Annotated in this window: 9 protein-coding genes; all 9 read right to left on the bottom strand. The window is 60.9% G+C overall.

Features of this window, described 5'->3' with window-relative positions:
• Positions 1-6 precede the first annotated feature (6 nt).
• A complete protein-coding gene (gene ispE, locus DXD56_RS09685) occupies positions 7-921 on the bottom strand; it encodes a 4-(cytidine 5'-diphospho)-2-C-methyl-D-erythritol kinase (RefSeq protein WP_117641058.1) in 915 nt (304 codons plus the stop codon).
• A 2-nt stretch (positions 922-923) separates the two neighbouring features.
• The gene (locus tag DXD56_RS09680) at positions 924-1,220 is read right to left on the bottom strand and encodes a Veg family protein (RefSeq protein WP_006234957.1); all 297 of its coding nucleotides are present in this window, start codon (positions 1,218-1,220) and stop codon (positions 924-926) included.
• 130 nt (positions 1,221-1,350) lie between these two features.
• Entirely contained in the window at positions 1,351-1,797 is a 447-nt protein-coding gene (gene dtd, locus DXD56_RS09675; protein ID WP_117641057.1) for a D-aminoacyl-tRNA deacylase, read from the bottom strand.
• A gap of 3 nt (positions 1,798-1,800) precedes the next feature.
• A complete protein-coding gene (gene rdgB, locus DXD56_RS09670) occupies positions 1,801-2,442 on the bottom strand; it encodes an RdgB/HAM1 family non-canonical purine NTP pyrophosphatase (RefSeq protein WP_117641056.1) in 642 nt (213 codons plus the stop codon).
• A 140-nt stretch (positions 2,443-2,582) separates the two neighbouring features.
• Positions 2,583-3,308, bottom strand: coding sequence for a ribonuclease PH (gene rph, locus DXD56_RS09665; protein WP_117641055.1), 726 nt, complete (start codon positions 3,306-3,308; stop codon positions 2,583-2,585).
• 54 nt (positions 3,309-3,362) lie between these two features.
• Positions 3,363-4,247 carry a glutamate racemase gene (gene murI / locus DXD56_RS09660; protein ID WP_117641054.1) on the bottom strand — a complete coding sequence of 295 codons (885 nt, stop codon included), beginning with the start codon at positions 4,245-4,247 and terminating at the stop codon, positions 3,363-3,365.
• 51 nt (positions 4,248-4,298) lie between these two features.
• Positions 4,299-5,210, bottom strand: a complete 912-nt coding sequence (locus DXD56_RS09655) for an HAD family hydrolase (RefSeq protein WP_117635958.1) — start codon at positions 5,208-5,210, stop codon at positions 4,299-4,301.
• 107 nt (positions 5,211-5,317) lie between these two features.
• Positions 5,318-6,880, bottom strand: coding sequence for a Mur ligase family protein (locus tag DXD56_RS09650; protein WP_117641053.1), 1,563 nt, complete (start codon positions 6,878-6,880; stop codon positions 5,318-5,320).
• 112 nt (positions 6,881-6,992) lie between these two features.
• The gene (asnB, locus tag DXD56_RS09645) at positions 6,993-8,873 is read right to left on the bottom strand and encodes an asparagine synthase (glutamine-hydrolyzing) (protein ID WP_117563808.1); all 1,881 of its coding nucleotides are present in this window, start codon (positions 8,871-8,873) and stop codon (positions 6,993-6,995) included.
• Positions 8,874-9,035: the final 162 nt, after the last annotated feature.

The following is a 9,035-nucleotide window of genomic DNA, read 5'->3' as shown; positions in this document are numbered from 1 at the left end:
ATTTGCTCAATGTGTTCGGCTGAGATCGGAAATCAACCCTTCGATGCGAACCGTGTTGGGAATGAGCTCCGTCGCGCAGGACCACCAGCCGTTTTGCAGGGCAGCGTCGGCAAGCCTTTCGGCCGTGGCGGCGGTGTCGCAAATGGCAAATGAGCAGGCACCCGATCCGCACACATCTACAGCAACGGTGCCGTCCTGTTTACGCAGCCAATCGAGAACCATTTGAATCTGCGGCTCCATCTGTGCGGAAATGACACCTAGGTTGTTATGGATGAGCGCATATGCCGTCTCGGCATCACCAGCATGCAAGGCAGAAGCTATCGCGCCGGGCTTGTCTGCAGGCACCGGAGCCTCGTCAAAACGTCGATAGGCTTCAATTGTTGAAACGCTTGCCTCGCGCGGCTTGACCAACACGACGGGCGTTGCGGGCAGCGCGGGATACTCAGTTGCCAGCACGTCTCCCCCACCTACGTAGAACGCAAGGCTCGCGTGCAAAAAGAACGGGACGTCAGCACCAATACCCCGCGCAATGTCGTCGAGCGCGGGGTCGGTGCGATCAATTCCCCAGAGCTCCGCCAAGGCGACAATGACCGCGGCCGCATCCGTCGAGGGGCCGCCCAAGCCGGCGCACAATGGAATACGCTTCTCAATCGTCACGCAGATGTTTGCCTCGCGACCATAATGCTCGGCCATAGCAACCGCAGCCCGATACGCCGTATTCTTTTGCATGGGAAAATCTGATGCCGGAACCGTCTGGACGGTCAGCGCCTGCGCCGGCGCGACCGTCACGGAATCGGAAAGACCGACGGCTGCCATCAGGGAATCGACCCTGTGGTAGCCGCGGTCATCGCGCTCGGTATGAACCCCCAGGTAGAGGTTAATCTTTGCCGGCGCGGAAAGAGTCAGGGACCGATCGGTCACCGTTAGTGCTCCTCGAGCTGATTGCCGAGCGGGGTAAAAATGTGCTCACCGCTCTCGGGGTCGAACAGCTCGACCTGCCCGGTGAGGACATCGATATACTGGTAGGACTGACGCGACTTGCGCCCGCGACGTTCGTCAACCTCGACGATAAAGACGGCGGGGTGGACGCTCTTGATGGTGCCCATGCGCTCGACGACGCGGGTGCGGCCCATGTTGGCCTTCACCTTAACGCGATCGCCCACCATATCGGTCAGCTTCTCGTGGATGTCGTCGACGTGATTGACTTCCATCTCTTCCATGAACAGGGCCTCCAGAAGGTGCAATTCAAAAAGGGGATAATACCCCTAAGATAGACAAAACTCTAATACTATAGCACCCTGCTGCCGCCATACGCAAGTAGCTAAATAAGCCCCGTCCCAAATTGACTGCTTACAGGTTGTCCGTATCGAGAACGATGGTAAACGGGCCGTCGTTGACGAGGCTGACCTTCATGTCGGCGCCGAAGATGCCGTGCGCCACATGCTCGACGTCCTCGCGCACCAGCGTCAGGAAGTACTCATAGAGCTCGTTGGCCACATCGGGCGCGCCGGCATCCGTAAAGGACGGACGGCGACCATGACGGCAGTCGGCAAACAGCGTGAACTGCGACACCACGAGCACCTCACCGTCGACATCGGCAAGCGCCAGATTGGTCTTGCCGTTCTCATCCTCGTTGATGCGCAGGCCGCGGAGCTTGCCCCACAGCTTATCAGCCTCGGAGCGCGTATCGCCGTGGCCCACGCCAAGCAACACCAGGTAGCCGCGTCCAATGCAGCCCACGCACTCGCCGTCGACCGTCACGCCGGCGTTGAGCACGCGCTGCACCACCGCACGCACGGCCTACTCCTCGCCCGTCAGCTTGGAAGACAAGTGCTCGAGCGCATGGAAGCGATGACTAATGGCGTTCTTCTCGTCCGTCGTAAGCTCGGCCATAGTCTTGCCCGGCGTGTCGACCGGCAGGAACAGCGGATCATAGCCAAAGCCGTAATCGCCGCGGCCCTCGTGCGCAATGACGCCCTCACAGGCGCCCTCGCCATAAGTGACCAGGCCGTCCGTGTCGATAAGCGCGACGACGCTCATAAAACGCGCGGTGCGGTCCTCGTCGGCCACGCCCTCCAGATTCACGAGGAGCTTGGCGTTGTTGGCGGCATCGTCGCCGTGCACGCCCGCATAGCGTGCGCTGTACACGCCCGGCTCACCGTCCAGGGCATCAACGACCAGGCCCGAATCGTCGGCGATGGCCATAAGCCCCGTCTCCTCTACCGCGGCCTGCGCCTTGATGATGGCGTTCTCCAAAAACGTCGTGCCGTTTTCCTCGGGGTCCTCAAAATCACCCAGCTGACCCAACGCCACAAAGCGAACCTCGGGCATGACCTTGCCCAAAATGGCCTCGATCTCGGTGAGCTTATGGGCATTGCCCGTTGCCACGACGATGGTCGCCGCCGGGTCGAGGGTGTCGATATCGATCTTCTCTAGTGCCATGACTGGCTTCCTTGTCTCTATAGCAATGCCGCCCAAGGGAAACTGGCCTCGAGCCCTCTCCCCTCCCTAGCGACAGAAACCTTATACTTCGACGTTTTCCCAGATAAAACCTACCAAAATTAACATCCCTTTTTGGCAGGTTAGGCGAGGGCTTGGCGCTGAAGCTCGATGAGCTCGGCAACGCCCTTGTCGCCCAGGTCGAGTAGGGCGTTGAGACGCTTACGGTCGAAGGGCGCCTGCTCGCCGGTACCCTGAAGTTCGATCATCTCGCCGGTGTCGGTGGCGACGAGGTTCATGTCGACTTCGGCGTGGCTGTCCTCGGAATAATCGAGGTCAAGCAGCGTATTGCCGTCGACAACGCCCATAGAGATGGCAGCCACCTGGCCGGTAAGCGGGATGCGCTCGATCTTGCCTGCCTCGACCCACATGGCGAGGGCGTCGTGCAGCGCCACCCAGGCGCCGGTAATGCTCGCCGTACGCGTACCGCCATCGGCCTGGATCACGTCGCAGTCGACGGTGACGGTGTACTCGCCGAGCGCCTTCATGTTGACGACGGTACGCAGGCTGCGACCAATGAGGCGCTCGATCTCCATGGAGCGGCCTTTGCGGTTGGCGTGCTCGCGCTTGCAGCGCTTGCCGGTCGATGCCGGCAGCATGGCGTACTCCGCCGTTACCCAACCGGCCTTGGCGCCCTTGCGCCAGCCCGGCACGCCCTCCTCGATGGTGGCAGCGCACAGCACGCGCGTATCGCCAAACTCGGCCAGGCACGAACCGTGGGCGTGCTTCATAACGCCGCGAGTAAGCTTGATGGGGCGCAGCTCATCGACGGCGCGGCCGTTGGCGCGGTTAACCTGCATGTACTCCATAGAAATATCCTTTCGGCAAAAGATGTGGCGAAGGCTTTGGCGGCTGCCTTACATCTATTTCAGCTCATCGATATCGATATGTTCGATGCTCTTGAGCGGCTGACCAAAGATAAAGCTGCCCGCCACCGCAAACTCGGCAATGTTATCGGCCGTCGTGGCAAAACGATGCTGCGGCTCGGCGGCGTCGCCCGCCAGCTGCTCGCGGCGCGTGAGGATATCGGTCAGCTCGCGCGTGGTCTCCTCGGCGGAACTTACGACGCGCACCCCAGGCCCCAGCGCATGCCGGATAGGTCCCACCAACAGCGGAAAATGCGTACAGCCGAGCACCACGGTATCGATACCGTGGTCGCGCAGCGGCTCAACCGTGGCACCCACCAGCGCACGCACGGCAGGCGTATCGAAGATGTCCTCGTTCTCGAGCCACTGTTCCTGCAGATGTGCACCCGAGGCGAGCTCGTGTTCGACAACCTCGACAAAGCTCGAGGCAGGACAACCGTATACATCGACGCCGGCATCTAGATCCTGAATGGCGCGCGTGTAGGCGCCCGAGCGAATGGTGAGGTTGGTGGCGAGCACGCCCACGCGACGCGAACGGGTGCTGTTGATTGCCGCACGGGCACCCGGCGCGATCACGCCGATCACGGGAACGTCGAGCACCTGCTGGGCCAGACGCAAGGCCGCAGCTGTCGCCGTGTTGCAGGCGATGACCATAATCTTGACGTCGTGCTTCGACAGCCAACGGCCCGCCTGCAACGCAAACGAGCGCACCTCATCCTCGGTGCGCGTGCCGTAGGGGCAGCGTTTGGTGTCGCCGAAGTAGTAGACGGACTCGTGCGGCAGCACCGTCGCGATGGCGCGCGCAACCGTCAGACCGCCCAAACCAGAATCGAACACGCCAATCGGGCGCGTGTCGCCTGTCGGATTCTCGATATCGGACATTACCTCACCAGTCTCTCTCGAAAAGACATGTCCAAGTGCGGCGACGCCGCGCTACGAACGCGCCGCGACCAGCAGCTCTGCCGTCGCCGCCCAACCGTCGACAATTTTGCCGCGCGTAACGAAAGCGTTCTCGCAAGCAGCCAGGAACTCGGGCGCGCCGGCGCTCGTCAGGCCATTCTCGACCAGGCAGAACGTGCCCACGTGATCGGCCATGTAGAAGTCGGACTCGGAATCGCCGAGCGCGAGCGTCTCCTCGCGCTCAATCCCCAGGTGCTCGCAGAAGCGCGCGATGGCAACGCCCTTGTTGAGGCCGGCGGGATTGATGTTAAACGCGCGACCGTCCTCGACGCGATCGAGCTCGAGCGTCGTCGGCTTGGACAGATGCGTCAGGTGACCGTTACAGGCCCACACCAGGCCGCAGCCGGCCTCGTCCAGGATGGCCTGGACCTCATTGTCGGGCACATCGCCGCGCATGCCGACGGTGACCTCGCGGTACTTGTAGCCGGTCGACATGTCGTTGTGATACTCGATCTTGTGCGGCCAGCGGGCAAGAATCTTCTCGCACACGCCGGTCTGCTCGATCACCTGGTGCGGAGTAAGGCCGCAGGCGGGGTCGTAAGGCATGTCGCCAGTCAGATACTCCCAATCGTTGGCTTTGAGGTCGTACATGACCAGGCCGCCCATCTCACCGATGTAGGAGTTGAGGCCGAGCACGCGCGCATCCTCGTGGATCATGGTACGGTTGCGGCCCGAGGTGGGAACCACCTGAATACCAGCGCGGGCAAGTGCCACGACGGCCTCGACGAGTTTGGTCGAGGGGTTACCGTCGTTGTCGCGCAGCACGCACGAGCCGGGCGCGAGCATCGTGGCATCCAGGTCGGTAAAGACGTACTTGACCTTGGCCAAGCGCTCGCGCATCTCGCCCGAAAGCTCGGCAACGGTCGGCAGGGTGTTGTGGGACATGGTTACTCCGTTTACGTAGAAGGGTTTGGACTTGGACGGCATGTTTTGATTGAGGGAACACGCTTATGGCGACAGCGCACTCAGGGCGCCGCCGCCATCATGGTTCATTAGTCAAACTGGGTAACATCGATCAGGCGATTGGCCAGCGAAAGGTCGCTCTCGATGGGCACGAACTCGTCGCCCACGTGCATGAGCTCCTCGTCACCCTTTGCCAGCAGCAAGACAATGGTGGGAGCATCGGGGTTGACGTACTCCTCGCGCGCCGCCTTGAACGCCGCATGCACAGCGGCTTCGCGGTCGAGGATGATCTTGTTCGGCGTATCGTCGGGAACATGCTCGGCAAGCTCGCGACAGACCTTCATCGGGTCCTCGTGAGCCGGGTCCTCGTTGGCAAAGATCATCAGGTCGGAATATGGTGCGGCCTCGCGCGGAAGCTGCTCGCGGCGCTCCTGCGCCTTGCCGCCGGCAGCGCCAAACACTGCAATGACTGGACTAGCGGGAAACGCGCGCTTGACCGACGAGAAAAGCGAACGGAACGAAAGCTGGTTGTGCGCATAGTCAACGACGCAGATCACGCGGCCGTCCTTCGACTCCACGACCTCCATACGGCCCGGCACACGCAGTTTGGAGAGGCCCTTCTTGATAGCCTCGATACCGATGCCGATCTCGCGCGCAGCGGCGATAGCGACCAGCGCGTTTTCCACGTTAAAGTCGCCCGCGATGCCCAGCAGGACCTTCTCCCCCGCCTCGGACTCGTCGGCACACAGGCCATGCAGGTTAAACTCGATGTTAAAGCCGACCATGCGCACATCGCTCGCCCACAGGCTTGCCTCGGGATGCTCGACGCCAACGGTCACCAAGCGCTCGGCCGTCGACGCTGCCTCCAACACACGGTCAACCTCTTCGGTGCCCAGATTCACCACGGCGGTCTTTGCCTGGTCAAAGATCCTGAGTTTGCTCTCAAAATAATCCTCAAACGTGGGGTGTTCGATCGGTGAGATGTGGTCACGGCCGATGTTGAGGAAGCACGCCACGTCAAACGGCAGATTCTCGACGCGTTGGTACTTGAGCGCCTGGCTCGAGACCTCCATGACCATGGACTGGCGACCTGACGTGCGGCAGTTGGCGATATGGCGCCAGACCTCTGGGGCCTCGGGCGTAGTATTGGTGCTCTCGTAGCACTCGATGCCATCGTCGGTACTCACCGAGCCGATCATGCCGCAGGACTCGCCCGCCGCTTTGATGATGGACTGGAGCATAAAAGCGGTCGTGGTCTTTCCCTTGGTACCGGTGATACCCACGATCTTGACGTCGTGGTCGGGACGGTCGTAGACCTCCGGCGGCAACAGGGCCATGGCCGTGCGAACGCTATCAACAACCAGCATCGCAGCACCGCTCTCCTGCGCCAGCGGCTCCAGAGACTCGACCAGCGACTCTTCGCACACAAATGCGACGGCGCCCGCATCGAGCGCCATGCTCAAAAACGCGGGCTTAAAGGCAGCGCCTTTGCAAAAGAACACGTCACCTGCCGAAACCGCGCGCGAATCAAACGCACAGCCGGTCACGGCACGCTCGTCAACCTGCTCTGATGCGCGCAGCTCGCCGCACACATCGAGAAGCTTGGCAAGCGTATCGACCGTGGTCACGGTCGCGGAATCCGAATGGTGCATCTTTCACCTTTCTCAGCCATTTGGCAGGGACGGTTTTTATAGTAACTGAAACGCACCCACGCAAAAACGGCTCCCGGAGGAGCCGTTACGCGCAGGCGTTCGTAAGCCGAGGCTAGGCAGCCTGAACGGCGGGCTGGTCCTCGTCGATAAAGAAGCGCTTGTACCACACCAGGAACACGAGCGGCGTATAGATCTTGCGCTGGAAATCGCCCTTGCCCGCAAAGTGCAGATCGAGCAGGTGCATGAGCTCGTCGGTATCGAAGAACTCGCTTGCCCACGGCGCGGTGAAGTACTCCTTGACATAGTCGTACCACTTTTGCTCGCGCAGCCAGTAGACAATCGGCACCGGGAAGCCCACCTTGGGACGGGTGGCCCACTCATCGGGCAGCGACTTGTTGGCAGCGTGGCGGAGTACCTGTTTGTTGCCATTCTCGTTGATGCGGTAGCGATCGGGAATGTGCTCGGCGAACTCCATGACTTTGCGGTCCAGGAAGGGCACGCGCAGCTCCAGCGAGTGCGCCATGCACATCTTGTCGGCCTTGAGCAGAATGTCGCCTGGGAGCCACATGTTCATGTCCAGGTACTGCTTCTTGACCAGCTCGGGCTGGCCCTTCACGCGCGCATAGATGGGTGCAGCAAGCTCAAAGGCGCCGTCGCCGGTGTTGTACTCGGGCTTGAGCACGCCGTCGACCTCGCGCTCCGGCCAAACCAGAGCCTGTCCCAGGAACGACTTCTCAGGGATCTCGGCACCCTTGACCAGGAAGTTATGTCCCTTGAAGTACGGCATATGCAACGCCAGGTTACCGAGCGCGCGACGGATGGGCAGCGGCACCATCTTTTTGTACTTGCGGACCGGGACCGTGTCCTCGTAGTAGGCGTAGCCGCCAAAGAGCTCGTCGGCGCCTTCGCCCGAAAGCACGACGGTGACGTCCTTGCGGGCCATCTCGGCCAAGAACCACAGCGGCACGGAAGACAGGTTGGACTGCGGCTCGTCCATGTGATATTGGATGTCCTCGAGCGCACCGAAGAACTCGTCGGCGGTAATCATCTTGCGAACGTTCTCGACGCCGAGCTTATCGGAAAGTTCCTTGGCGTAGTTAGTCTCGTTGAAATTCTTGTAATCGAAGCCCACCGAGAAGGTCTTGTCGGGCATGAGGCAAGCGGCGATGTAGCTGGAGTCGACGCCACCGGAGAGGAACGACGCGACCTTGACGTCGGCGATGCGATGGGCCTCGACGCTCTCGTGCACGACCTCGTCCAGCTCGTCGACGTACTCCTCGAACGGCTTCTCGACGGCAGAGTAATCGCAATCCCAGTAGCGCTCGATGTTCATCTTGCCGGTCGGGATATCGACGGTAAAGTAGTGCGCCGGCGGCAGCTTGTAGACACCCTCGAAGAAGGTCTCCTCGGTTGCCGAATACTGCAGCGTCATGTACGGACGCAGGGCCTTTTTGTTGACCGCCTTGTGGAAGTGCGGGTAGTCCAGGAAGCTCTTGATCTCGGAACCAAAGAGCACGCCCGGAGCGCCGTCACCCGCATCGGCCATGGGATAGTAGTAGAGCGGCTTGATGCCAAAGATATCACGGGCGCCAAAAAGCTTGTTCTTCTTCTTGTCCCAGATGACGAAGGCGTACATACCGCGCAAGCGATCGAGTACTGCCTCGCCCCACTCCTCGTAGCCGTGCAGAAGGCTCTCGGTGTCGGCGCCGCAGTGGAACTTGTAGCCCTTGGCCTCGAGCTCGGAACGGAGTTCTTGGAAGTTGTAGATCTCGCCGTTGAAGACAATGACGACGCTACCGTCCTCGTTGGCCATAGGTTGGGCGCCAGCCTCGGTCAGGTCGAGGATCGACAGGCGGCGGAAGCCGAGGGCAACGCGGCCGTCGATAAACTGGCCGCCCATGTCGGGACCACGATGGACGATGCGGTCCATCATCTTGGTGAGCACCTCGGATTGGTTATCCGTCCCACCGACAAAACCGACAAAACCGCACATATACTATCCCCTCTGCTGTTGCTGGGTATCAAATCGAATCAGTAGCTTTTGAGTATACCCGAGGGCGTAAAGAGGGGCGGAATGTTCAGGCAATCTCAACTGAATCAGCTCCGCTGTGACACGCGGGTTGATTTCCGATCTCAGCCGAACACATTGAGCAAA

Source organism: Collinsella sp. TM06-3 (assembly GCF_003436395.1).
Classification (GTDB): Bacteria; Actinomycetota; Coriobacteriia; order Coriobacteriales; family Coriobacteriaceae; genus Collinsella.
Note: the sequence above shows the minus strand (reverse complement) of the source record. Positions and strands in the feature narration are given on the sequence as shown.